The sequence below is a fragment of the Streptomyces laurentii genome, from assembly GCF_040635425.1.
Taxonomy (GTDB): Bacteria; Actinomycetota; Actinomycetes; order Streptomycetales; family Streptomycetaceae; genus Streptomyces; species Streptomyces laurentii.
In genome coordinates this window covers 72,094-93,945 of the sequence record NZ_JBEYHT010000013.1, presented here as the reverse complement: position 1 = coordinate 93,945, position 21,852 = coordinate 72,094, and the positions used below count along the sequence as shown (strand labels likewise).

Annotated in this window: 24 protein-coding genes; 14 read left to right on the top strand and 10 right to left on the bottom strand. The window is 72.9% G+C overall.

The features are described from left to right. The first annotated feature begins 22 nt into the window (after nucleotides 1-22). The 4 genes from ABZ693_RS11565 to ABZ693_RS11550 all read left to right on the top strand — a co-directional run bounded on the left by ABZ693_RS11565 (nucleotide 23) and on the right by ABZ693_RS11550 (nucleotide 3,216). Nucleotides 23-334 carry a hypothetical protein gene (locus ABZ693_RS11565; protein ID WP_359875645.1) on the top strand — a complete coding sequence of 104 codons (312 nt, stop codon included), beginning with the start codon at nucleotides 23-25 and terminating at the stop codon, nucleotides 332-334. A gap of 53 nt (nucleotides 335-387) precedes the next feature. Continuing rightward, a complete protein-coding gene (locus tag ABZ693_RS11560) occupies nucleotides 388-720 on the top strand; it encodes a hypothetical protein (protein ID WP_359875644.1) in 333 nt (110 codons plus the stop codon). Between the two features lie 85 nt (nucleotides 721-805). Further along, the gene (locus ABZ693_RS11555) at nucleotides 806-2,596 is read left to right on the top strand and encodes an alpha/beta hydrolase (RefSeq protein ID WP_359875643.1); all 1,791 of its coding nucleotides are present in this window, start codon (nucleotides 806-808) and stop codon (nucleotides 2,594-2,596) included. Nucleotides 2,597-2,799: 203 nt separating this feature from the next. Further along, nucleotides 2,800-3,216, top strand: a complete 417-nt coding sequence (locus ABZ693_RS11550) for a hypothetical protein (protein ID WP_359875642.1) — start codon at nucleotides 2,800-2,802, stop codon at nucleotides 3,214-3,216. Here the strand turns inward: ABZ693_RS11550 and ABZ693_RS11545 are convergent. Further along, on the bottom strand, nucleotides 3,206-4,039 hold the full coding sequence (locus ABZ693_RS11545; protein ID WP_359875641.1) for an MmyB family transcriptional regulator: 834 nt from the start codon (nucleotides 4,037-4,039) through the stop codon (nucleotides 3,206-3,208). The genes ABZ693_RS11550 and ABZ693_RS11545 overlap by 11 nt on opposite strands. A 113-nt stretch (nucleotides 4,040-4,152) precedes the next feature. Here ABZ693_RS11545 and ABZ693_RS11540 point away from each other — a divergent pair, with 113 nt between their 5' ends. Further along, nucleotides 4,153-4,458, top strand: coding sequence for a 4a-hydroxytetrahydrobiopterin dehydratase (locus tag ABZ693_RS11540; RefSeq protein WP_359875640.1), 306 nt, complete (start codon nucleotides 4,153-4,155; stop codon nucleotides 4,456-4,458). Between the two features lie 86 nt (nucleotides 4,459-4,544). Beyond that, nucleotides 4,545-5,282 carry a class I SAM-dependent methyltransferase gene (locus ABZ693_RS11535; protein WP_359875691.1) on the top strand — a complete coding sequence of 246 codons (738 nt, stop codon included), beginning with the start codon at nucleotides 4,545-4,547 and terminating at the stop codon, nucleotides 5,280-5,282. Between the two features lie 158 nt (nucleotides 5,283-5,440). Here the strand turns inward: ABZ693_RS11535 and tnpA are convergent, their stop codons facing one another. Continuing rightward, nucleotides 5,441-5,869, bottom strand: coding sequence for an IS200/IS605 family transposase (gene tnpA, locus ABZ693_RS11530; protein ID WP_359875639.1), 429 nt, complete (start codon nucleotides 5,867-5,869; stop codon nucleotides 5,441-5,443). A gap of 50 nt (nucleotides 5,870-5,919) precedes the next feature. On the opposite strand from tnpA, the gene ABZ693_RS11525 reads away from it, so the two are divergent. Continuing rightward, nucleotides 5,920-7,134, top strand: a complete 1,215-nt coding sequence (locus tag ABZ693_RS11525) for an RNA-guided endonuclease InsQ/TnpB family protein (RefSeq protein ID WP_359875638.1) — start codon at nucleotides 5,920-5,922, stop codon at nucleotides 7,132-7,134. Here ABZ693_RS11525 and ABZ693_RS11520 read toward each other — a convergent pair. Together ABZ693_RS11520 and ABZ693_RS11515 are read right to left on the bottom strand one after the other, a co-directional pair. Then, the gene (locus ABZ693_RS11520) at nucleotides 7,129-7,608 is read right to left on the bottom strand and encodes a hypothetical protein (protein ID WP_359875690.1); all 480 of its coding nucleotides are present in this window, start codon (nucleotides 7,606-7,608) and stop codon (nucleotides 7,129-7,131) included. The genes ABZ693_RS11525 and ABZ693_RS11520 overlap by 6 nt on opposite strands. Further along, on the bottom strand, nucleotides 7,608-8,147 hold the full coding sequence (locus ABZ693_RS11515; RefSeq protein ID WP_359875637.1) for a hypothetical protein: 540 nt from the start codon (nucleotides 8,145-8,147) through the stop codon (nucleotides 7,608-7,610). The genes ABZ693_RS11520 and ABZ693_RS11515 overlap by 1 nt, the downstream gene beginning before the upstream one ends. Before the next feature lie 104 nt (nucleotides 8,148-8,251). Here ABZ693_RS11515 and ABZ693_RS11510 point away from each other — a divergent pair, with 104 nt between their 5' ends. Then, complete coding sequence (locus ABZ693_RS11510; RefSeq protein ID WP_359875636.1) at nucleotides 8,252-9,220, top strand: helix-turn-helix transcriptional regulator; 969 nt, start codon at nucleotides 8,252-8,254, stop codon at nucleotides 9,218-9,220. Between the two features lie 91 nt (nucleotides 9,221-9,311). Here ABZ693_RS11510 and ABZ693_RS11505 read toward each other — a convergent pair whose 3' ends face one another. Next, nucleotides 9,312-10,139, bottom strand: a complete 828-nt coding sequence (locus ABZ693_RS11505; RefSeq protein WP_359875635.1) for a helix-turn-helix domain-containing protein — start codon at nucleotides 10,137-10,139, stop codon at nucleotides 9,312-9,314. A gap of 150 nt (nucleotides 10,140-10,289) precedes the next feature. On the opposite strand from ABZ693_RS11505, the gene ABZ693_RS11500 reads away from it, so the two are divergent. Beyond that, entirely contained in the window at nucleotides 10,290-10,664 is a 375-nt protein-coding gene (locus tag ABZ693_RS11500; RefSeq protein ID WP_359875634.1) for a VOC family protein, read from the top strand. A 27-nt stretch (nucleotides 10,665-10,691) separates the two neighbouring features. After that, the gene (locus tag ABZ693_RS11495; protein ID WP_359875633.1) at nucleotides 10,692-11,108 is read left to right on the top strand and encodes an SRPBCC family protein; all 417 of its coding nucleotides are present in this window, start codon (nucleotides 10,692-10,694) and stop codon (nucleotides 11,106-11,108) included. A 45-nt stretch (nucleotides 11,109-11,153) separates the two neighbouring features. Here ABZ693_RS11495 and ABZ693_RS11490 read toward each other — a convergent pair whose 3' ends face one another. Continuing rightward, entirely contained in the window at nucleotides 11,154-12,062 is a 909-nt protein-coding gene (locus tag ABZ693_RS11490) for a Rossmann-fold NAD(P)-binding domain-containing protein (RefSeq protein WP_359875632.1), read from the bottom strand. A gap of 150 nt (nucleotides 12,063-12,212) precedes the next feature. Between ABZ693_RS11490 and ABZ693_RS11485 the strand changes: the two genes are divergently transcribed. Together ABZ693_RS11485 and ABZ693_RS11480 are read left to right on the top strand one after the other, a co-directional pair. Beyond that, complete coding sequence (locus ABZ693_RS11485) at nucleotides 12,213-13,142, top strand: AraC family transcriptional regulator (protein ID WP_359875631.1); 930 nt, start codon at nucleotides 12,213-12,215, stop codon at nucleotides 13,140-13,142. Nucleotides 13,143-13,216: 74 nt separating this feature from the next. After that, nucleotides 13,217-14,146 (top strand): class I SAM-dependent methyltransferase, encoded by a 930-nt coding sequence (locus tag ABZ693_RS11480; RefSeq protein ID WP_359875630.1) that lies wholly within the window; start codon nucleotides 13,217-13,219, stop codon nucleotides 14,144-14,146. Between the two features lie 185 nt (nucleotides 14,147-14,331). On the opposite strand, the gene ABZ693_RS11475 is transcribed toward ABZ693_RS11480, so the two are convergent. The 3 genes from ABZ693_RS11475 to ABZ693_RS11465 form a co-directional block, all read right to left on the bottom strand. Further along, the gene (locus tag ABZ693_RS11475; protein WP_359875689.1) at nucleotides 14,332-15,126 is read right to left on the bottom strand and encodes an aldo/keto reductase; all 795 of its coding nucleotides are present in this window, start codon (nucleotides 15,124-15,126) and stop codon (nucleotides 14,332-14,334) included. A gap of 345 nt (nucleotides 15,127-15,471) precedes the next feature. Beyond that, entirely contained in the window at nucleotides 15,472-17,301 is a 1,830-nt protein-coding gene (locus tag ABZ693_RS11470) for an AMP-dependent synthetase/ligase (protein WP_359875629.1), read from the bottom strand. 313 nt (nucleotides 17,302-17,614) lie between these two features. Next, nucleotides 17,615-18,523 carry a LysR substrate-binding domain-containing protein gene (locus tag ABZ693_RS11465; protein ID WP_359875628.1) on the bottom strand — a complete coding sequence of 303 codons (909 nt, stop codon included), beginning with the start codon at nucleotides 18,521-18,523 and terminating at the stop codon, nucleotides 17,615-17,617. Between the two features lie 168 nt (nucleotides 18,524-18,691). Here ABZ693_RS11465 and ABZ693_RS11460 point away from each other — a divergent pair, with 168 nt between their 5' ends. Next, on the top strand, nucleotides 18,692-19,765 hold the full coding sequence (locus tag ABZ693_RS11460) for a bile acid:sodium symporter family protein (RefSeq protein WP_359875627.1): 1,074 nt from the start codon (nucleotides 18,692-18,694) through the stop codon (nucleotides 19,763-19,765). Between the two features lie 50 nt (nucleotides 19,766-19,815). On the opposite strand, the gene fdhD is transcribed toward ABZ693_RS11460, so the two are convergent. Continuing rightward, the gene (fdhD, locus tag ABZ693_RS11455) at nucleotides 19,816-20,655 is read right to left on the bottom strand and encodes a formate dehydrogenase accessory sulfurtransferase FdhD (RefSeq protein ID WP_359875626.1); all 840 of its coding nucleotides are present in this window, start codon (nucleotides 20,653-20,655) and stop codon (nucleotides 19,816-19,818) included. 222 nt (nucleotides 20,656-20,877) lie between these two features. On the opposite strand from fdhD, the gene ABZ693_RS11450 reads away from it, so the two are divergent. After that, the gene (locus ABZ693_RS11450; RefSeq protein ID WP_359875625.1) at nucleotides 20,878-21,834 is read left to right on the top strand and encodes a beta-ketoacyl-ACP synthase III; all 957 of its coding nucleotides are present in this window, start codon (nucleotides 20,878-20,880) and stop codon (nucleotides 21,832-21,834) included. Nucleotides 21,835-21,852: the final 18 nt, after the last annotated feature.

Sequence of the window (21,852 nt, the reverse complement as noted above, 5' to 3'; positions counted from 1 at the left end):
GTGCTGGGCAGGACGGACCACCGTGAGGTCTCTCGTCCGGTACGCGCTCGCGGTGCTGCTCGTGTTCGCCGCGCTGCTCGGCGCGGGCGCCGGAGCGGGGGCCGCGGCCGCCGAGACCGAGACGCGGAGCGCGGCCGCGCCGGCCGATCCCGGGCCGGAGACCCACGACGAGGCCGAGGACGAGGACGCGGTGCCCGTAGGAGGGGTACGGCGTCCCGCGCCGCCCCGGCGGGCCCGGCGCGTACCGGCCGCCGCGGCCCCCGCCCCCGTTCCCGTACCGCCCCCGCCCGCCCTGGGTGACGGTGTCTCCCGTTCGACGGTGATGCGGTGCTGAGAGGCCCGGCCTCTCGCGCACCCCCCTCACCTCCGAACCTCAGGAGTCCCGTCATGCCCGTCGACCTCTTCGCCGTGCTCAACGCGCTGCTGCGCGCGGAAGCCTCCCGCAAGGACCGCCGCACCCGCGAGGACCGCCCCGCCGGCCCGACCGGTTCATCGGGTCCATCCGGCTCGTCCGGCTCGTGCGGCTCGACCGGCTCGTCCGGCTCGTCCGGCCCGGTCCTCGTGCCCCGCGCCGCCGAACCCGAGGCCGGCTCCCGCCCCGAAGCCCGTACCGAGCCACGCACGGAACCACGTGCCGAACTCCGTAGCGAACCCCGCGTCGAACCCCGTACCGCGCCGCGCGCCGAACCGGAGCCGGACGTGGACAGCCGCGTGGGCTGATTCGATCATTTCGCCCTGATCGGGTCGGTATTCGCCCCGGGCGAAATGATTTGCGAACGTCTGTGCGGTGTACGAGGCTGTGCGGATGACTTCGACCGGCCGGCCGTCCTCCGCACCCGACCGGTCCGCCGCGGCGGCCGCGTCGACTCGCTCGACCCCCGGCCCCCGACGCCCCGGCGTCCGGGGCCGGGTGGGCGCCTTCGCCCGCCGTCCGTACACCGACCGCCACTGGCCCGACCTCGTCGCGCTCTGCGCCGCCACCCTCTTCTTCTGGGCCTCCCTCACCCCCTCCCTGGTGCCCCGCCCTTGGTATCTCCAGGGCGTGATCGGCGGCATCACCGCCGCCATCGGCTACGCGCTCGGCGCCACCCTCGCCTGGGTCGTCCGGCTGCTGCTCCGCCGCCGTCCCGGCGAACGCCTCCGGGCCCGGCTCTGGCAGGCGTACTGGCTGCTCGCCCCCGCCCTCTCGGTCGGCTGCATCGCCGAAAGCGCCCGGCTCCAGCGCCAGTTGCGGGTCCTCCAGGAACTGCCGCCCTCGCTGACCTGGCACGCCCCGGTGATCGCGCTCATCGCGGTCGCCATCTGGCTCGCCCTGCTGCTCGCCGGCCGCGGCGTCCGGCTCGGCGCCCGCGCGCTCATACGCCTCCTCGGACGGCTGCTGCCCCGGCCCGCCGCCCACGCGCTCGGCGCGCTGCTCACCGCCTTCGCCGTACTCGTCGGCGTCCGCGACGTCGTCTTCGACCGCGGGGTCGTCGACCTCGCCGACCGCATCGCCGAGGCCACCAACGACGGAACCAAGGAGGGCATCCACCGCCCCGCGTCCCGGCACGTCTCCGGCGGCCCCGGCTCCCTGATCGACTGGCGGGACCTCGGCTACCAGGGCCGCAACTTCACCGGCTCGGTCCCCACCCGCGACCGCATCGGAGCCTGGACCGGCGAGCCCGCCCGCGACCCGGTCCGCGTCTACGTCCCCTCCGCGCTCCCCGCCGTCTTCGCCGACGAGCGGCCGTTCGCCGCCCAGGCGCGGCTCGCCGTCCGTGAACTCACCCGCACCGGCGCCTTCGACCGCGCGGTCCTCGCCGTCGCCGGCACCACGGGAACCGGCTGGATCGACCCGAACGTCGCCGAGCCGCTGGAGTACATGTACGGCGGCGACACCGCGATCGTCGCCGTCCAGTACTCGTACCTGCCCTCCTGGGTGTCCTTCCTCGTCGACAAGGAGAAGGCCGGCCAGGCCACCCGCGCCCTCCTCGACGCCGTCCGCGCCGAACTCGACCGCCGCCCCGCGGACCGCCGGCCCCGGCTCGTCGTCACCGGCGAGAGCCTCGGCGCCTACGCCGTCGAGACGTCCTTCGACAGCGCCGACGACCTGCTGGCCTCGACCGACGGGGCGCTGCTGCTCGGCGCGCCGAACTTCTCCCCGATCTCCGAGGAGATCCGCCGCGACCGCGACCCGGGCAGCCCGGTCTGGCGCCCCCAATACGAGGACGGCGCGCACTACCGCTTCGCCCAGTTCCCGCGGACGGACCTCGCCCGGCCCCCGGCCCGCTGGGAGTTCCCGCGCGCCGTCTACCTCCAGAACGCCTCCGACCCGGTCGTCTGGTGGTCCCCGGACCTGCTCTTCAAGCGTCCCGCCTGGCTCGATGGACAGCTCGGCCCGGACATCACCCCCGAGATCGACTGGTTCCCGTTCGTCGCCTTCTGGCAGACATCGGTCGACATGGCCGTGTCGTACGGGGTACAGGCACCGCACGGACACCGCTACGGCACCGGCGCCGTCGACGGCTGGGCCGCCGTCGTCCCGCCCGACGGCTGGACGGCCGCCGACACCGACCGGCTGCGCGCGTACATCGGACAGCGCCCCGCCGCCTACTGACGGCGGCAGGACGGAGGACAAGCCGAGGACAAGCCGAGGGCAAGCCGGGGCAGGCCAGGGGTGAGCCCTGGCCTTACCTCCGAGGTCATCGACCCGCGCGACGGACCCCGACATGATCGGAGCACCGGGTCCCGGGCGGCGCACTCCGCCTGGGGCGCCGGCCCTCACCTCCGCGTCCCGTGCCCTTCGAAGGGGAATCCGCCATGTCCCAGGCCCTGCTCACCGGTCTCGCCCGCACCTCCGTGCCGCGCACCGCGCTGCGCCGCTTCCTCGCCCTTGACGCCGTCGTCACCGGCGCGAACGGCATCGCCTACCTCGCCGCCTCCGGCCCGCTCGCCGAACTCCTCGGCGTCGGGCGTACGTTGCTGCTCGGCATCGGCGCCTTCCTCACCGTGTACGCGGCGGGCGTCGCCTGGCTCGCGAGCCGCCCGCGGCCGGCCGCGCTCGGCGTCCGCGCCGTCATCGAGGCCAATCTCGGATGGGTGGTGGCGAGCGTCGCCGCCCTGGTCCTCTGGCTGGAGCCGACCGTCGCGGGCGAGGTCTGGACCCTCCTCCAGGCCGGCACCGTCGCGGGCTTCGCCGCGCTCCAGTGGGCCGCGCTGCGCGCCGCTACGCCGTGAGCGACCGCAGATAGGAGACCGTCGCCTCGTCGGCCGGGAGCATCGTCTCGATGGCCAGCTCGGCGACGGTCACGTCCATCGGCGTGTTGAAGGTCGAGATGGACGACACGAACGACAGCAGCCGGCCATCATGTTCGATCCGCAGCGGCAGCGCGAAGTACGGGTAGGGCTCCGGGTCCTCCCGGTCGTCCGGGTCCGTGGTGCCCTCGGGCAGCGGGTACGCCGCCACCTCCTCGTACAGCGCGCGCAGCGCCGACGAACGGGCCAATGCGATCTGACGCTCCATCTGGGCCAGCAGATGGCCCCGCCATTCGCGCAGATTGCGGATGCGCGGCGCGAGACCCTGCGGGTGCAGGGTGATCCGCATGGCGTTCAGCGGCGGGGTCAGCAGATGCTCGGGCAGACCGGTGAGGAACGCCTGCATGCCCTGATTGGCCGCCACCACGGTGTACGTGCCGTCGACGACGATCGCCGGATACGGCTCGTAGCCCCGCAGCAGCCGCTCGATGCCCTCCCGCAGCGTGTCGAGCCGCGGGTCGTCGAGGGCGGACTCCGCGTAGCGCGGGGCGTAACCCGCCGCGAGCAGCAGGGCGTTGCGCTCGCGCACCGGTACGTCGAGGTGTTCGGCGAGCCGCAGCACCATCTCCTCGCTGGGCCGCGAGCGGCCGTTCTCGACGAAGGAGATGTGCCGTGCGGACGAGTCGGCGCGCAGCGCCAGCTCCAGTTGGCTCAGCCGCCGCCGCAGCCGCCAGCGGCGCAGCAGCGGGCCCACGCTCGTGCCCACACTCGTACTCACACTCGTGTCGGTCGCGACAGTCGTCATGGGCAGACGGTATCCCAGAGGGGGACCGGGTATTTTTCGACCAGGACCGTTCTCCGTCCCCACTGTCATCGCCGGCGTCACCGCCGTCCCGTCGCTATCGGAGGGAGCACCACGTGCCCACAGAACCCCTGTCGCAGAAGGAGATCGAGGACCGGCTGCGGGAGCTGCCCGGCTGGTCCGTCACCGACAGCCGGCTCACCCGCGACTACCGTCTCGCCGACCACTTCGCGGCCACCGCCTTCGTCGTCCACATCGCCCAGATCCAGCAGGAGTTGGACCACCACAGCGATCTGACGCTCGGGTACGACACCGTCGCGGTCTCCGTGCACACCCACTCGGCGGGCGGCGCCCTCACGGAGAAGGACTTCGCCCTCGCCGAACGGGTCCGGGCGGCGGCCCCGGGGCACGGGGCGGCGTGACCGGACCCATGACCTCACCCCGTATATCCGGCTCGCGGGCCCACTCGACCGGGCCCGCGGCCGTGCGTGATCGTGACCCCGCCACCGTGCTCGACTACGAGACCGAAGCCGCGCACTACGACGAGACCCGGGGCGGGGTGCCGCGCGCCGAGGCCGCGGCCGCCGCCGTGCGCGGACTCCTGCCGCCCGGCACCCGCACCCTGCTCGACCTCGCCTGCGGCACCGGCCTCGTCACCGAACGCCTGGCCCGGCCCGGACTCGCCGTGTACGGCGCCGACGCCGCCCACGCCATGCTGCGCGCCGCCGCCGGCCGGCTGCCCGGCCGGACCGTGCGCGCCGACGCCCGCCGGCTGCCCCTGCCGGACGGTGCCCTCGACGCGGTCAGCGCGGTCTGGCTGCTGCATCTGGTGCCGTTCGCCGAGGAGATCGTCGCCGAGGCGGCGCGGGTGCTGCGGCCCGGCGGCGTGTTCGTCGCCACCGTCGACAAGGACGCGGCGCACGACGTCGGCAGCGACATCGACGCCGTGCTCCGCCCGTACCGGAGCGGCGACGCGGGGACGGACCGGGCCGACAGGATCAGCGGATACGCCGCCGCCCACGGCCTCGAACCCGCGCCCGGCACCGTCTTCACCGGGCACGGCCAGGGCACCACCCCGCGCGACACCGCCGGCAAGCTGCGGCGCGGCTACTACGCCTCCTGGTTCCGGGGTACCGGGGCCGACGTGGAGACGCTGTGCGCCGCGCTGGCCGCGCTGCCGGACCAGGACCGGCGCCGCCCCGACCCGGCGTACCGGCTGGCCCCGTTCGTCAAGCGAGCCGCGTAGCCGGCCTCGCCTCCGCCGCGGCCGGGTGCGGGCCCGGGACGCGGCGGAGATCCATCCCTGATCTTGCGTGGGTATCCCCGGCTTCAGCAGGGGAGGGAAACGCATCCTCGGGCCGGAGGCGCGAAGCGGCGGAGTTCTCTGCGTCTTTGGGTTGACGGTCAGACGGGTCGCTTCTGTCCTTCGATGTACTGGCGGATAACGGTCAGCGGTGCGCCGCCGCAGGACCCGGCGAAGTATGAGCGGGACCAGAACGTCGAGCCCATGCCGATCCGGCTGATCCGGCCGGTGTACTCCGCCCGCAGATACCGGGAGCTGACGCCCTTGAGCGAGTTGATCAGCTTCGACAGGGCGACCTTCGGCGGGTAGTGCACCAGCAGGTGGACATGGTCGGCTTCGCCGTTGAACTCGCGCAGCTCGGTCTCGAAGCTGCCGCATACCTCCCGCATGATCTCTTCACACCGCTTGAGCATGTGGTCGTCGAACACATCACGCCGGTATTTCGTAACGAACACCAAGTGTGCATGGAGGTTATAGGCTACGTGACGTCCGGTACGGATATCGGGGTTTGGTTCCCAGCGTGGTGACATACGCCAAATGTAGTGTGATCAAGCTGACTTGACCGAAGGGGGTGGGCTGGGTGATCCGTGCGTACAAGTTCCTCATGCGGCCCACCGCGGGCCAGGCGATCGCGCTCGGCGAGATGCTGCGTGATCACTGCTCGCTCTACAACGGGGCCTTGCAGGAACGCCGTGACGCGTACCGGCACGTTTCGAAGACGAGCGTCAAGTACGGGATGCAGTCCGCGCAGCTCAAGGAGATCCGGGTGTTCGATCCGGAGCGTCAGGGACGCTGGTCCTTCTCCTCGCAGCAGGCGACGCTTCGTCGTCTGGACAAGGCATTCCAGGCGTTCTTCCGCCGGATCAAGGCCGGTGACACTCCGGGCTACCCGCGTTTTCGCGGGGTGAACTGGTTCGACACGGTGGACTTCCCCAGGGACGGCGACGGCTGCCGGTGGGACTCCACCCCGCACGACCCCGTCACCCGAGTCCGCTTCCAGGGCGTCGGGCACGTCAGGGTCAACCAGCACCGCGCGGTGGTCGGCAAGGTCAAGACCGTGTCGGTCAAGCGTGAGGGACGTAAGTGGTTCGTCGTGCTCACTGCCGAGCAGGAGCGGTCCGAGCCGCTTCCCGCGACGGGCAGTGCGGTCGGGATCGACCTGGGTATCGCCTCGTTCCTCACCACGTCCAGCGGCGAGCACATCGCAAACCCGCGCTACGCCCGCAAGGCTGCCAAGAGGCTCGAAGCGGCACAGCAGGCGCTCAGCCGGTTCCCCCGCTGCAAGGCCAAGGACCGCACCCGCAATCATCAGCGCGCCGTGGAGAAGGTCGCGGCCCTGCATGGCAAGGTGCGTCGCCAGCGCCTCGACCACGCGCACAAGACCGCGCTCGACCTGGTCCGCGAACACGACTTCATCGCGCATGAAGACCTCAAGATCCGCAACATGAGCAAGGCCCCCGCGCCGAAGCCCGACCCCGACCAGCCGGGCGGCTTCCTGCCCAACGGGGCCTCGTCCAAGGCTGGGCTGAACCGCTCGATCGCTGATGCCGGGTGGGGGGTGTTCCTCGCGATCCTGAACGCAAAGGCTGAGAGTGCCGGGCGGGAAGTGATGGCCGTGGACCCCCGCGACACCTCACGGCGGTGCCCCGAATGCGGGCACACCGCCAAGAAGAACCGGCCCACACAGGAGAAGTTCCACTGTCAGGCGTGCGGCCACAACGCGCACGCCGACACGGTGGGCGCCCTCAACGTTCTACGGGCCGGGCTGGTCCGTCGCGACGCCAACCAGTCATAGCGAGAAGCCCCCTCGTTCACGAGGGGGAGGAGTCACCACCCAGTTCACGACCCACGCCTCGGTCCCGGCCGGGGCGAACGCCTGCTCCCAGCGGGCGGTGTCCGGGCCGATCCCCGACCAGCGGAACCGGACCCGCACCGGCGTGCCCCGGTAGTGGTCGTCGCCGAGGAACACCCCGGTACCGTCCGCGCCGAACCGGCCCCGGACCGGCGGGTCCAGCCGTCCGGTGCGGCTGTCGGACCAGTTGAGCGTCCACTCGCCGGTCTCCGGCTCGTACAGCCGCAGCGTCATCCCGCTGAAGTCCCGTGACGGGAAAGCGATCTCGTCGACATGGGCACGTCCTTCCCGGAAGAGCCGGCCGGCGGTGTGCCCGTCGAACTCGTCCCAGCTGCTGTCCGGGTCGAGGCAGTCGACAAGGCGGCGGTTGCGGACGGTCCACGCACCGTCGAGGAAGCCGAAGCCGTACTCCTCCATCACGCCGGCACCTGCCGGTCGTGGGGGAGAGCCGTGCCCGGGTGGCGCGGCCCGGTGGTGCCGGAACGCAGCGAGTCCGCGAGGTAGCCCGCCAGATCGGGCACCTCCGGGGCCAGCATGTGCCGTACCCAGGCGTTCCGTTCGTGGTCGAGCGGGGCCAGTTCCCAGACGCAGCCGATCCAGAAGCGCTCGTGCGCGATCCCCGTGCCGGTGAGCCGGACGAAGTGGGTCGGGTCGGTGTCGGGGCAGTCCAGCGCGGGCTGACCCGCCGCCGCGCCCGCGAAGCGCAGGACGTTGTCCCACACCCAGCTGTAGAGGTTCAGATACGCGCCGGTGTCACCGCCCCGGTGCAGCACCGCGAAGCTCGCGGCCGGCGTGCCGTCGGGTTCCGGCAGCAGTTCCGGCAGCATGGCGGAGGCCGCCCGCTCCACCTCCGGCGCGATGCCCGCCGGGTCGTCGGTGACGTGGTAGCGCTTGATGTGCCGGCCGCCGATGTCGACCGGATCCCGGACGACGAGGTACTTCTCCGTGAAAGCCATGGCTGGACTGTAGGAGCGGTCCACTGACATCTTGTGTCAGTGGAAAACGAGGAATCGGCGGAGCCGGCGCGCACGGTGAAGCCGGTGGAAGGGGTGCGGTCGGGGTGAGATCCAGCCGTTTGCTCTCGATCCTGCTGCTTCTGCGGACCCGGGACCGGATGACCGCCGCCGAGCTGGCCGCCGAACTGGAGGTGTCCGTCCGGACCGTCTACCGGGACGTCGAGGCCCTGCACGCCGCCGGGGTGCCGCTGTACGGGGACGCGGGGCACCGGGGCGGCTACCGGCTGCTCGGCGGTGGCGGGCCGGGAGCCCGGCTCACCGACCTGTACGCGCCCGAGGCCGAGGCGCTGGTGCTGGCGGGGCTGCCGGCGGCGGCCGACGGGCTGGGGCTCGGCGGCTCCTTCGCCGACGCCCGGCGCAAACTGCACGCCGCCCTGCCGCCGCCGCTGCGCGAGCACGTCGACCGGCTGCGCACCCGCTTCCACATCGACGTCGACGGCTGGTACGCCGACGACCACGCCGTCGCGGCCCCGTACCTGCCGCAGGTCGCCGACGCCGTCCGCGCGGGCCTCGTACTCGCCGTGCGCTACCGCCGCTGGCGCGAACCGACCGACGTCGACCGGCGGCTCGCGCCGTACGGCCTGGTCCTGAAGGCCGGCCGCTGGTACCTGATCGCCGGTCCGGACCCCCGGACCTACCGGGTCGACCAGATCCTCGGCCTCTCCCTCACCGACGAACCCGTCGTGATTCCCCCGGAGTTCGACCTGGCCACGTACTGGCGGGACGCCCAACGCGACTTCCACGACCGCCTGCACCGGGGCGAGGCGGTGGTCCGTGTCTCCCCGCGCGGTGCCGCCCGCCTGACCGGCGCCGCCGCCCGCGCGGTCACGGAACACGGCACCGCCGAACCCGACGGCTGGATCCGCGCCACCCTGCCCATGGAGGGCCCCGACCACGCGTACGGCATGCTGCTCGCCCTCGGCACGGAGGTGGAAGTACTCGGCCCCGAGGAGCTACGGACCCGCATCGCCGCCACCGTCACAGCCCTCGCCGCCCGGTACGCCTCCTCCTGAACTCCCCTCCGCCGAGGCCGGGCGGGCGACCGACCCGCCCTGGCCCATTCGGCGACAGCCGATCGGGAGATTGATCATCGCTGGTGGTCCGTCAGGGATGCGCGCTTTCAGGCGCGGGGGCCAGAAGCCGTCGCAAGGCGGTCGGTGTGTGGTCGAGGTATTGGCGCATGGTGCGGGTGAGGTGGGCCTGGTCGGCGTATCCGAGGTCGGCGGCGAGGGCGCTGAGACTGGTCTCGCCGGCCTCCAGGCGGTCCAGGGCCCGGCCGATGCGGACACGGTGGCGATAGCGGGTCACCGAGACGCCGAGGTGGCGCGGGAACGCCCGGCTCAGGCGGGAGGGAGAGACACCGAGCGAATCGGCCAGCGCGAACAGCGTGTCCGCGGACGGGTCTCCCTCGGCGATCGCCTCGCGAGCAGCCGCCACGAGACTCCGGTCGCGGTCCACGGACGCGTTGCCGAGCGGGGTCGGTCCGGTGGCGCCGCGGCTGACGACCGTCGACAGCAGACCCAGCAGTTCCTCGGCGGTCGCGTAGTCGACGTCGTCGGAACGGGCGGCGGTGAGCAGGCGCCGGTGGGCCAGGTCGATCCTCGGGTCGATGTAGATCGTCCGCGCGGTCGGTCCGCTGTCGCCGGCCAGGGAACGCCACAGCCGCGGTGTCACGCTGATCGACGTGCAGACGTCGCCCCCGGCAGGGTGAGCGAAGCTCTCCTCTTCGCCCGGGACGCCCACGTAGGCCAGGGTCGTGTCGACGTCGGCGGGTACGCCGGCCGCCCTCCTGCGGAACAGTCCGCGGCGCACGAGCACCACCCGGTAGTCGGCACGTACCTCGGGCGCCGACCAGCGGGTGTGGTCGGCACGGCAGGACACCGCGCTGATGCCGAAGTCGGGGCGGGCGGCGACAGGAACGGAGGTGAGCATCCTTCGCACATTACGGGCCGGGTCTGACATTGATACGCGTAGCGGGTTTCAGTCGCGCAAGGATGTTCAAGACCCGGGCGGGGCCGCTGGGCCAGGCTCCTCACCGAAGCCCGTGAGGCTTCCTGCCGTTCACGAATTTGGAGCCCGCACATGTCCGTTCTCGCACAACTCGCCACCGTCGTCGTCGACTGCGCCGATCCGGCCGCGCTCGCCGCGTTCTACCAGAAGGCCACCGGCTGGGAACTCGGCTACAGCGACGAGGACTTCGCCTCCCTCGACGCGGGCGGCGCGGGGGCCGGGCTGGCTTTCGTCCGCGTCGAAGGCCACCAGGCGCAGACCTGGCCCGAGGGGAACAAGCACCTGCACCTCGACTTCACCGTCTCCGACCTGGCCGGCGCGGTCGGGGAGCTGCTCGCCCTCGGGGCCTCCAAGCCCGACTTCCAGCCGGGCGAGGGGCAGTGGGTCGTCCTCACCGACCCCCAGGGGAATCCGTTCTGCCTGATCCCCGCGACCGCCGCCAACTGACAGCCCGAGGGATACGGAGAGCCGTCCATGGCAACAGTCCACCGAGAGGTCCCGATCGATGCCGGCCCCGAGGAGGTCTGGGCGGCGATCCGCGACTGGGGCGAGGTTCATCACCGACTCGTACCGGGCTACGTCGTCGACACCCGCGTCGACGGCGAAGCCCGGGTGGTGATGTTCACGGAGGGCACGGTGCTCCGCGAGGTCGTCGTCTCGCTCGACGACGACGCCCGGCGCATCGCCTACGCGGTGGTGGACGGGTCCTTGGACGTCGTCCACCACCACGCCTCCATGCAGGTGTTCGCCGAGGCCGGCGGCCGTAGCCGCTTCGTCTGGATCGTCGACGTACTGCCGCACAGCCTGGCGGAGCCCATCGCCGCGATGGTCGACGAGGGCATCCGGGTGATCCAGCGGACCCTGGAGGCCGCGGCCGCCCGGGTCTCCTGACGCCTTCGCCCACCCCCTCGGTCGGGCCGGAGCCGCTACGGAGCGCTAGTCCGAGGTCTCGAAGGTCTCCCTCGCGTACACCGAGAAGGGGAGCGGGTCGCGGCCCAGGACGCGCTTCACGCCGTCCGTCACCGGGGTGTTGTGTCCGTCGAGGAGGGTCGCGAACAGCTCGGCCAGCCAGTCCGCTTCGGGTTCCGGCAGGCCGAACCCGGCCAGCAGGGCCGCGTATTCGGGCGCGGTCATCGGGGCGTAGGTCACCGTCCGGCCGGCGGCACGGGAGATCTCGGCGGCCGCCTCCGCGAACGTCAGCGCCTCCGGCCCGGTGACCTCGTGGATCAGGCCCGCGTGGCCGTCGGCCGTCAGGGTCTCGACGATCACGTCCGCCAAGTCGTCGGCGTCGACGAACGGTTCGGCCGTCGTTCCCGCCGGGAAGGCGATCGTGCCGGACGCGACGCCCTCGGCGAGGAAGCCCTCGTCGAAGTTCTGGGCGAAGAACGCGGCGCGTACGACGGTGAGTTCGGTCTCGGGTGCGGCGTTCCGCAGCGCTTCCTCGGCGATGACCGCCTCGGGCTCGCCGCGCCCGGAGAGCAGGGTGATCCGGCGTATCCCGTGGGCCGTCGCCAGCTCGCCGAAGGCGCGCATGGCGTCGGTCGCGCCGGGTGCGGCGAGGTCGGGGTAGTAGCTCACGTACGCGGAGTCCGCGCCGTCCAGCGCCGGGCCCCAGCCGGCCGGGTCCGTCCAGTCGAAGCGGGTGGTCCCGGTACGGGACCCGGACCGGACCCGTGCGCCGCGCCCGGCGAGGCCGCGCGCCACCCGGCGCCCGGTCTTGCCGGTCGCGCTCGTCACCAGGATCGTCCGTCCGGCGGCCGAAGGCGAACCAGCCGGAATCGTGGGGGAGTCGATGGACTCCGCGTGCCGCGGGGAGCCGTTGTCGTGAGAGGTCTGCGTCGTCATGTCCCCAGACTCGCGCCCCGCGCACCCCGGGGCCATGCTCCGGTGACTCACCCGCATACGCCTGCGTCTCGCCGCGCGATCCCCCGGTCCGGCCCGCTCCTTCCCTGGTCCGGTCCGGTCCGCTCCGCCCCGCCGTCTAGGCTGACCGCCATGGACGCACTCGCCGGTCTCCTCGACGGGCCCCGGGCCAAGGGCGCCTTCGTGCTGCGCATGGTGATGGCCCCGCCGTGGTCCGTACGGATCGCGGACGAGGCGCCGCTCTGCCTGATGTGCGTCACCAGCGGCGAGGCGTGGATCGTTCCCGACGCCGGCGAGCCGGTCCTGCTGCGGCCCGGTGACCTCGCCGTCGCCCGCGGCCCCGAGCCGTACACGGTCGCGCACGCCGTCGACGCCCCGCCCAGCGCCGTCATCGGCCCCGGCGGGCACTGCGCCACGCTGAGCGGGGAGCCGCTCGCCCAGTCGATGAGTCTGGGCGTACGGACCTGGGGCAACGCGCCCGACGGTGACACCACCGTGCTCGTCGGCACCTATCAGCTGGCCGGCGAGGTCGGCCGCCGCCTCCTCGACGCGCTGCCCGCCCTCCTGCACCTGCCCGCGGAGGCGTGGAACTGCCCGCTGATGCCGTTCCTGGACGAGGAGATCGCCCGGGACGACCCCGGCCAGAGCGTCGTCCTCGACCGGGTGCTCGATCTGCTGCTGATCGCCTCCGTCCGGGCCTGGTTCGCCCGGCCCGGGGCGGCGGCCCCGGCCTGGTACCGGGCGATGGGCGACCCCGTCGTCGGCCGGGCCCTGCGCCTCTTCGAGAACGACCCGGCCCGCGCCTGGACGGTCGCCGCCCTCGCCGACGAGACGGGTGTCTCGCGGGCCGCGTTCGCCCGTCGCTTCGCCGAACTCGTGGGGGAGCCCCCGATGGCATACCTCACCGGCTGGCGTATCACCCGCGCCGCCGACCTGCTGCGGCAGACGGACGCCACGGTCGAGGCGGTGGCCCGGCAGGTCGGCTACAGCAGTGCCTTCGCGCTGAGCGCCGCCTTCAAACGGGTGCGCGGCATCAGCCCGCAGGAACACCGGGGGCGTTGAGCGTCACCGGCCGGTTGTTGCCGGAACGGCAAGTTCGTTCGCGAGTACGGCGCCGGGTGTCGCACGCTGTCCCCATGAGCGCACACCACGGGCACGCGAAGCACGGTCACGGACACCACGGCCACGGTCAGGGCCATGGGGGTCACGGGGGCCACGACCACACCCACCTCGACTGGGCCGAGATGGCGCCCCTGCTCATCCAGCAGGCCGAGACCCAGAGCCCGCTCTACGCGGAGGCCGCCGCTTGGCTCGCCTCCCTCGCCCCGGCCGGGCGGGTCCGCCGGGTGCTGGACGTCGGCAGCGGCCCAGGCGTCGTCACCGCGCTGCTCGCCGAGGCGTTCCCCGAGGCCGAGGTCGTCGCCGTGGACGCCACCCCGGAACTCCTCGCGCTCGCCCGTGAACGCGCCGACGCCCGCGGCCTCGGCGACCGGGTCGCCACCCTGCGCGCCGAACTCCCCGGCGACTTCGACGCCCTCGGCACCGCCGACCTCGTCTGGGCCAGCAACTCCCTGCACCACATCGGCGACCAGCGCGCCGCCCTCGCCGCGTTCGCCGGCGTCCTGAACCCGGGCGGTCTGATCGCCCTCGCCGAGGGCGGCCTGCCGGCCCGCCACCTGCCGTGGAACGCGGGTGTCGGCCGCCCGGGCCTGGAAGCCCGGCTCGACGCCGCCCAGGCCGACTGGTTCGGCGAGATGCGGTCGGCGCTGCCCGACAGCAAGGAGGAGGTCGACGACTGGAACGCGCTGCTGTCCGCCGCCGGGCTCACGCCGAGCGGCACCCGCAGCTTCCTGTCCGACGTCCCCGCGCCGCTCCCGGACGCCGTCCGCGGGCAGATCGTCGCGCACTACGAGCGCCAGCGCGACGGACTCGCCGAGCATCTGGCGGACGACGACCGCGCCGCCGTCGACCGGCTGCTCGACCCGGCCGACCCGCTCTCGCTGCACCGCCGCCCCGACGTCTTCCTGCTCGCGGCCCGTACCGTCCACACGGCCCGCAAGGGCTGAGCAAGTCCCCGAACCGAGCGACCGGCCGAGCCCACCGGACGGGCACAAGAGCCCGAGCGCAAGAGCCCGGACGCAGGAGCCCGAACTGAAGCGCCGAGCTCAAGCGCCGAACACAAGCACCGCGCACAGAAGCGGCCCGGCAGCGACCCCGTGCGGGGGACCGCTGCCGGGCCGCTCCGGTCCGATCAGGCGCCTACGTTGAACTCCGCCGGGTTCGGGCCCAGACGGCGACCCTCGTCGAGGGCGGTGATCGCGGCCAGGTCCTCGGCGTCCAGCTCGAAGTCGAAGACGTCGATGTTCTCCCGGATACGGGAGGGGGTGACCGACTTCGGGATCACCACGTTGCCGATCTGGAGGTGCCAGCGCAGCACCACCTGGGCGGGCGAGCGGTCGTGCTTCCGCGCGATCGCCACGATCGCCGGGACCTCCAGGAGGCCCTTGCCGGAGCCGAGCGGCGACCAGGCCTCGGTCGCGATGCCGTGCTTGGCGTGCGTCTCACGGGAGGCGGCCTGCTGGAGCTGCGGGTGCAGCTCGATCTGGTTGACGGCGGGGACCACGGAGGTCTCGCCGATCAGTCGCTCCAGGTGCTCCGGAAGGAAGTTCGACACGCCGATGGCCTTGGCGCGGCCGTCCGCGAGGATCTTCTCGAACGCCTTGTACGTGTCGACGTACGCGTCCTTCGCCGGCACCGGCCAGTGGATCAGGTACAGGTCCACGTAGTCGAGGCCGAGGAGCTCCAGCGAGGAGTCGAACGCGCGCAGCGTCGAGTCGTAACCCTGCTGGTCGTTCCACAGCTTGGTGGTGACGAAGAGTTCCTCGCGGGGGAGGCCCGAGGCGGCGAGGGCCTTGCCGGTACCGGCCTCGTTCTCGTAGATCGCGGCGGTGTCGACGGAGCGGTAGCCCGCCTCGAGCGCCGTGGCGACGGCCTTCTCGGCCTCGTCGTCCGGCACCTGCCATACGCCGAAGCCCAGCTGCGGCATGCGCACGCCGTTGTTGAGGGTGAGGAAGGGAACCTTGCTGTCCGTGCTCACGGGGAAGCGTTCCTTACGTCGTCGGGGGTATTACTCTCAGCCTCAACGAAGACGGCAGCGATCGCATTCCGTTCACGAGGACGATTCCGCAGGTCCACGGAATGTCCGGGAGCCCCGGAGACGGCGTCACGGGCCGCGGGCGAGCCCTTCCGAGCTCTTCCGAGGCATTGCGGGCCGCCCGAGAAGCGCCGCAAAAACGCCGCAAAACCGCTGCAAAGCTGCCGAAAAGCGCCCCAGGGGCCACTGAAGGGCCCCCGACCACCGGACGCTCCCTCGGCCGCTTCGGCGTTCCGCTCAGCGGTACAGCGCCTCGACCTCGCTCGCGTACACCTGCTCGATCGCCCTCCGCTTCAGCTTCAGCGACGGGGTGAGCAGCCCGTGCTCCTCGCTGAACGGATGCGCCAGGATCCGGAAGGTCCGGATCGACTCGGCCTGCGACACGCGCGTGTTCGCCGCCACCACCGCCCGCCGGATCTCCGTTTCCAGGGTCGTGTCGCGCACCAGCTCGGCCGCCGGCAGCGGCCGCCGGTCCTGCATCGCCAGCCAGTGCTCCACCGACTCCTGGTCGAGGGTGACCAGGGCGGCGACGTACGGCCGGTCGTTGCCGACCACGATGCACTGCGCCACCAGCGGATGCGCCCGCACCCGCTCCTCCAGGGCGGCCGGCGAGACGCTCTTGCCGCCCGAGGTCACCAGGATCTCCTTCTTCCGCCCGGTGATCGTCAGATAGCCGTCCTCGTCCAGCGCCCCCAGGTCGCCGGTCGCCAGCCAGCCGTCGTGGAGGACCTCGCCGGTCGCCTCCCGGTTGTTCAGATACCCGGAGAAGACATGGCCGCCGTGCAGCCACACCTCGCCGTCCTCCGCGATGTGCACCGTCGTGCCCGGCACCGGCTGCCCCACCGTTCCGTACCGGGTCCGCTCCGGCGGGTTCGCGGTCGCCGCCGCGGTGGACTCCGTCAGTCCGTACCCTTCGAAGATCGTCACGCCCGCGCCCTCGAAGAACAGTCCGAGCCGCCGGTCCATGCCGGAACCGCCCGACATCGCGTGCCGGACCCGGCCGCCGAGCGCGGTGCGGACCTTCGCGAACACCGTCTTCTCGAAGAACTGGTGCTGCATCCGCAGCCCCGCCGACGGTCCGGGGCCGAGCCCGAAGGACTTGTGCTCCAGCGCCTCCGCGTAGCGCACCGCCACGTCCACGGCCTTGTCGAACGCCGCCCGCCGGCCCTCCGTCTCGGCCCTGCGGCGGGCCGCGTGGAAGACCTTCTCGAAGATGTACGGCACGGCCAGCACGAAAGTCGGCCGGAACGCCTGGAGGTCCGGCAGCAGTTCGGCGGCGGCCATCACCGGCTGGTGGCCGAGCTTCACCCCGCCCCGGATCGCCGCGACCTCCACCATCCGCCCGAAGACGTGCGCGAGCGGCAGGAAGAGCAGCGTGGCGGCCTCGTCGCCGGGCCGGGACCGGAACACCGGCTCCCAGCGGCCGACCATCGTGTCCGCCTCGAACATCAGGTTCGCGTGGGTGATCACGCAGCCCTTGGGGCGCCCCGTGGTCCCCGAGGTGTAGATGATCGTGGCCACCGAGTCCGGCGTCACGGCCCGGCGGTGCCGGTGCACCACCTCGTCGTCGATGTCCGCGCCGGCCGCCGTCAGCTCGGCCACCGCGCCGTCGCCCGCGTCGAGCTGCCAGAGCCGCTGCAGCCGGGGCAGCCGGTCGATCACCGAACCGATCGTCATCGCGTGGTCCTCGTGCTCCACCACGCACGCGGTGACCTCGGCGTCGTGCAGCATCCAGCGCACCTGGTCGGCGGAGGAGGTCGGATAGACCGGTACCGGCTGGGCCCCGAGGGTCCACAACGCGAAGTCGAACAGCGTCCACTCGTAACGGGTTCGCGCCATGATCGCGACCCGGTCGCCGAACCGTACGCCCTGCGCGATCAGCCCCTTGGCGAGCGCGAGCACCTCGTCGCGGAACCCGGCGGCCGTCACGTCCCGCCACTGTCCGGCGGTGTCCCGGCGGCCGAGCGCGGGCCGGTCCGGATCCCGCTCGGCGTGGTCGAACACCGCGTCCGCCAGGCCGCCGGTCAACGGCGCCGCCTCGACGGGCGGCACGGTGAACTCGCGCACTGGCCTGCTCCCCTCACCCACACCCGGTCCGTTCGGCGTCGCGCTCCGCGGCACGCTCCGTACGGCGCGGAACCTACCCCACGCCGCGCCGCGGCGGGAGGCCCTTCACCAAGCCGCGACATTCCGCGTATCGCCTGGTCAGGAGTGGCGAAGCAGGGGTGGCGCGGCCCGCGGAGCCCCGGAGTGTGACCGCCGGTAAGTCCTGGTCGGGGGTAATCTCCACCGAATCTGTACGGGGTGCTCACCGGCGCACCGCGCGGCACCACGCGGACTCCCCGTCAGGCGGCCGGATCCGGCCATGCCCGTGGTCCGCTCAGCGGGGACGGCGCAGCCGGTCGCCGCTCGCCAGGATCGCCGCAGCGAGGGCATCCGCCGCGTCCTGGGCCGCCCCGCGCCGACGTCCCTGGCGCAGCACGAAATCGACCGGGCCGAGCTCCGGCAGCCCCGCCCGGGCGGGCAGCTCGGCCAGACCGGGCGGGATCAGGCCACGGGTGTGCGCCATCACCCCGAGGCCGGCGCGGGCCGCCGCCACATTGGCGCTCAGGCTCGTGCTCGTACACGCGATCCGCCACGCCCGGCCCTGCGTCCGCAGCGCCTCCAAGGCGCGGGCGCGGGTGATGCCGGGCGGCGGGAAGACGATCAGCGGAACGGGGCGGTCCGGGTCGAGCCGCAGCCGGGGCGCGCCGATCCACACGAGCGTGTCCTGCCAGACCAGCTCCTCCCCGGGAGGTTCCACCGCCGTGCCGGAGGCCGGTTTTCCGGCGTCACCGCCGCGCTTGGCCAGGATCAGATCGAGCCGGCCCGCTTCGAGGCGGGCCTGGAGGGTGCCGGACAGTTCGACGGTCAGCTCCAGGTCGACGTCCGGGTGTTCGCGCCGGAAGGCCTCCAGGATCTCCGGCAGACGGGTCGACACGAAGTCCTCCGAGGCGCCGAACCGCAGCCGTCCACGCAGCCGCGTCCCGGTGAAGAAGGCCGCCGCGCGCTCGTGCGCCTCCAGGATCGCGCGGGCGAAGCCGAGCATCGCCTCGCCGTCCTCGGTCAGCTCCACCGCGTGCGTGTCCCGGACGAACAGCGGCCGGCCGGTCGCCTCCTCCAGCCGCCGTACGTGCTGGCTGACGGTCGACTGGCGCAGCCCGAGCCGCCGGGCGGCCCGCGTGAAGCTCAGGGTCTGCGCGACCGCGAGGAAGGTGCGCAGCTGGGTCGGCTCGTAGAGGGCGGGCATGGGCGACAGGGTAGGGGCTGAGGGGCGGACCCAGGGCCGGGCCCGGGTTCGGACCCGGGTCGGCAGGGAGAGGGTGCGCGGTCCTGAGGATGGTTATCGCGACACGTGATGACAGTCAGTGTGCTGTACGGGATTCCCGATCTCCGGGCCGTCGACCAGGATGGACGCATGACCTCCCCCTCCTCCCGCACGGCCGCCGCCCCGCCCCGCCGGTCCCTGCTGCCGGCCTGGCTGCCCGTCGACCCGTACATCCTGGCGCTGCTCGGCACGGTCGGACTCGCCGCGCTGCTGCCCGCCTCCGGGACGGCGGCGACGGTCGCGGGCGGGGCGTCGACGGGGGCGGTCGCGCTGCTCTTCTTCCTCTACGGGGCGCGGCTCTCCACCCGTGAGGCGATGGACGGGCTGCGGCACTGGCGGCTGCATCTCGCCGTACTGGCCAGTACTTTCCTGGTCTTCCCGGTGCTCGGGATCGCGGCCCGCGGGCTCGTGCCGGCGGTCCTCACCCCCGACCTCTACAACGGCCTGCTCTTCCTGTGCCTGGTGCCGTCCACCATCCAGTCCTCGATCGCCTTCACCTCGATCGCCCGCGGCAACGTGCCCGCCGCGATCTGCGCCGGCTCCTTCTCCTCACTGGCCGGCATGGTCCTCACCCCGCTGCTCGCGGCGCTGCTGCTCGGGCACAGCGCGGGCGGCTTCTCCGCCGACTCGCTGCTGAAGATCGTGCTCCAGCTCCTCGTGCCGTTCCTGGCGGGCCAGTCGCTGCGCCGCTGGACCGGCGGATTCGTCGCCCGGCACCGGAAGGTGCTCGGCTACGTCGACCGGGGCTCGATCCTGCTGGTCGTCTACACGGCCTTCAGCGAGGGCATGACCCGCGGCGTCTGGCACCTGGTGACGCCGGCCCGGCTCGGGCTGCTGCTCGCCGTGGAGGCGGTGCTCCTCGCCGTGATGCTGGCGCTGACCTGGTACGGGGCGCGGAAGCTCGGGTTCGGCCGGGAGGACCGGATCGCGATCCAGTTCGCCGGGTCCAAGAAGAGCCTGGCCGCCGGACTGCCCATGGCCAGCGTCCTCTTCGGCGCGCAGGCGTCGCTCGCGGTGCTGCCGCTGATGCTCTTCCACCAGATGCAGCTCATGGTCTGCGCGGTGCTCGCCCGCCGCCGCGCCCGCGACCCGGAGGCGGCCGGGACGGCGACGGGCGGGCCGGTCCCGGCGGCGACGCTTCCGACCGCCGGGACACCCGCGTAGGCGCGGAGAATCCGACCACCGGGACACCCGCGTAAGCGCGGAGAAGGCGATCAGGCGGTCGCGTCCAGGGCGATCCGGTGCTCACCCGCGTACACGTTCATGTCCTGCCCGCGCAGGAAGCCGACCAGGGTCAGCCCCGTCTCCGCCGCCAGGTCCACCGCGAGCGAGGACGGCGCCGACACGGCCGCGAGCACCGGAATCCCCGCCATCACCGCCTTCTGCGCCAGCTCGAACGAGGCCCGCCCCGACACGAGCAGCACCGCCCGCTCCAGCGGCAGCCGCCCCTCCGTGAGCGCCCGCCCCACCACCTTGTCGACGGCGTTGTGACGGCCCACGTCCTCGCGTACGTCGAGCAGTTCGCCGTCCTCCGAGAACAGCGCCGCCGCGTGCAGCCCGCCGGTCCGGTCGAACACCCGCTGCGCCGCGCGCAACCGGTCCGGCAGCGCGGCCAGCAGGGCCGGGGCGAGCCGCAGCGGGGGAGTGTCGGCGATCGGGAACCGGGCCGTGGTGCGCACCGCGTCCAGGCTCGCCTTGCCGCACAGGCCGCACGACGAGGTGGTGTAGACGTTCCGCTCCAGGGTGATGTCGGGGACCGGCACGTCCGGCGCGAGCCGTACGTCCACCACGTTGTACGTGTTGGTGCCGTCGTCCTTCGCCCCCGCGCAGTACACGATGTTCCGTACGTCCGAGGCGGCCGCGAGCACGCCCTCGCTCACCAGGAACCCGGCCGCCAGCGCGAAGTCGTCGCCGGGCGTGCGCATGGTGATCGCGATCGGCCGGCCGTTCAGCCGGATCTCCAGCGGCTCCTCGGCGACCAGGGTGTCCGGCCGGGAGCTCACCGCCCCGCCACGGACGCGTACGACCCGCCGCCGTTCGGTGACCCGTCCCATGTGACCGCCCGTCCCTTCGCCGCCCGCTGCCCTCGGTGGGCCCGACCGGACCATTCTCCCTTGTCAGCGCCGTACAGCCGGTTCAGGGGAATCTTGGTGGTTCACCCCACTTGTTACCCGTCAGTCGCTCGCGAGACTGGGAGGCCTTCCGCCGGAACGAAGGGCGGAAGCGTGTACGACGACCGAACCAGCGCATCACCGAACCACCGGAGGGGCCCGGGTATGACGGGTACTCGAATCGCCGCGCTCGGGCATTACCAGCCCGCCAAGGTGCTCACCAACGACGACTTGGCCGCCATCGTCGACACCAACGACGCGTGGATCACCAGCCGGGTCGGCATCCGCACCCGGCACGTCGCCGGACCGGACGAGCCGGTCGACGAACTCGCCGCGCACGCCGCCGCGAAGGCCCTCGCCGCCGCCGGACGGGCGCCCGACGACATCGACCTGGTGCTCGTCGCCACGTCCACCGCCATCGACCGCTCGCCCAACACGGCGGCCCGGGTCGCCGCCCGGCTCGGCATGACCTCGCCCGCCACCATGGACCTCAACGTGGTCTGCGCCGGCTTCACCCACGCCCTCGCCACCGCCGACCACGCCATCCGGGCGGGCGGCGCCCGCCGCGTCCTCGTCATCGGCGCGGACAAGATGACCGACATCGCCGACTGGACCGACCGCACCACCTGTGTGCTCGTCGGCGACGGCGCGGGCGCCGCGGTCGTCGAGGCGTGCGACGCTCCGGCGGAGGGTGAACTCCCGGCCGTCGGCCCGGTCCTGTGGGGGTCCGTCCCGGAGATGGGGCACGCCGTCCGGATCGAGGGCACCCCGCCCCGCTTCGCCCAGGAGGGCCAGGCCGTCTACCGCTGGGCCACCCACCGGCTGCCCACCCTCGCCCGTGAGGTGTGCGCCCGTTCCGGCATCGCCCCCGAGGACCTGGCCGGCGTCGTCCTCCACCAGGCGAACCTGCGGATCGTCGAACCGCTCGCCGCCCGCATCGGCGCGGTCAACGCGGTCGTCGCCCGCGACGTCGTCGACTCCGGCAACACCTCGGCCGCCTCCGTACCGCTCGCCCTCGCCAAGCTGGTCGAGCGCGGCGAACTCGCCACCGGCGCGCCGGTGCTGCTGTTCGCCTTCGGCGGCAACCTCTCGTACGCGGGCCAGGTCGTCCGGGTCCCGTAGGGGCTCCCGGTCACTCCC

Excerpts from the sequence above, each read along its gene's own strand:
- ABZ693_RS11560 (WP_359875644.1), top strand. The coding sequence starts at position 388 with ATGCCCGTCGACCTCTTCGCCGTGCTCAACGCGCTGCTGCGCGCGGAA.
- ABZ693_RS11555 (WP_359875643.1), top strand. The coding sequence starts at position 806 with ATGACTTCGACCGGCCGGCCGTCCTCCGCACCCGACCGGTCCGCCGCG.
- ABZ693_RS11550 (WP_359875642.1), top strand. The coding sequence starts at position 2,800 with ATGTCCCAGGCCCTGCTCACCGGTCTCGCCCGCACCTCCGTGCCGCGC.
- ABZ693_RS11545 (WP_359875641.1), bottom strand. The coding sequence starts at position 4,039 with ATGACGACTGTCGCGACCGACACGAGTGTGAGTACGAGTGTGGGCACG.
- tnpA (WP_359875639.1), bottom strand. The coding sequence starts at position 5,869 with ATGTCACCACGCTGGGAACCAAACCCCGATATCCGTACCGGACGTCAC.
- ABZ693_RS11520 (WP_359875690.1), bottom strand. The coding sequence starts at position 7,608 with ATGGAGGAGTACGGCTTCGGCTTCCTCGACGGTGCGTGGACCGTCCGC.
- ABZ693_RS11515 (WP_359875637.1), bottom strand. The coding sequence starts at position 8,147 with ATGGCTTTCACGGAGAAGTACCTCGTCGTCCGGGATCCGGTCGACATC.
- ABZ693_RS11505 (WP_359875635.1), bottom strand. The coding sequence starts at position 10,139 with ATGCTCACCTCCGTTCCTGTCGCCGCCCGCCCCGACTTCGGCATCAGC.
- ABZ693_RS11500 (WP_359875634.1), top strand. The coding sequence starts at position 10,290 with ATGTCCGTTCTCGCACAACTCGCCACCGTCGTCGTCGACTGCGCCGAT.
- ABZ693_RS11495 (WP_359875633.1), top strand. The coding sequence starts at position 10,692 with ATGGCAACAGTCCACCGAGAGGTCCCGATCGATGCCGGCCCCGAGGAG.
- ABZ693_RS11490 (WP_359875632.1), bottom strand. The coding sequence starts at position 12,062 with ATGACGACGCAGACCTCTCACGACAACGGCTCCCCGCGGCACGCGGAG.
- ABZ693_RS11485 (WP_359875631.1), top strand. The coding sequence starts at position 12,213 with ATGGACGCACTCGCCGGTCTCCTCGACGGGCCCCGGGCCAAGGGCGCC.
- ABZ693_RS11480 (WP_359875630.1), top strand. The coding sequence starts at position 13,217 with ATGAGCGCACACCACGGGCACGCGAAGCACGGTCACGGACACCACGGC.
- ABZ693_RS11475 (WP_359875689.1), bottom strand. The coding sequence starts at position 15,126 with ATGCCGCAGCTGGGCTTCGGCGTATGGCAGGTGCCGGACGACGAGGCC.
- ABZ693_RS11465 (WP_359875628.1), bottom strand. The coding sequence starts at position 18,523 with ATGCCCGCCCTCTACGAGCCGACCCAGCTGCGCACCTTCCTCGCGGTC.
- ABZ693_RS11460 (WP_359875627.1), top strand. The coding sequence starts at position 18,692 with ATGACCTCCCCCTCCTCCCGCACGGCCGCCGCCCCGCCCCGCCGGTCC.
- fdhD (WP_359875626.1), bottom strand. The coding sequence starts at position 20,655 with ATGGGACGGGTCACCGAACGGCGGCGGGTCGTACGCGTCCGTGGCGGG.
- ABZ693_RS11450 (WP_359875625.1), top strand. The coding sequence starts at position 20,878 with ATGACGGGTACTCGAATCGCCGCGCTCGGGCATTACCAGCCCGCCAAG.